This window comes from Staphylococcus sp. 231237_7MaSpsaltlick, assembly GCF_043107035.1.
In genome coordinates, this window is sequence record NZ_JBICNX010000483.1 from 1 (window position 1) to 243 (window position 243).

At 56.4% G+C, this 243-nt stretch carries 1 protein-coding gene; it reads right to left on the bottom strand.

The window, feature by feature from the left end:
• Window positions 1-243, bottom strand: a 243-nt coding sequence (locus ACF91D_RS32440) for a hypothetical protein (RefSeq protein ID WP_327621138.1), incomplete at both ends; no start/stop codon positions are given.

Sequence of the window (243 nt, forward strand, 5' to 3'; positions counted from 1 at the left end):
CTGAGCCAACACCTGATCCAGAACCGACACCTGACCCTGAGCCAACACCTGATCCTGAACCAACACCTGATCCTGAGCCGACACCTGATCCTGAACCAACACCTGATCCTGAACCGACACCTGATCCGGAACCGACACCTGACCCTGAGCCAACACCTGATCCAGAACCGACACCTGACCCTGAGCCAACACCTGATCCTGAACCAACACCTGATCCTGAGCCGACACCTGATCCTGAACCAA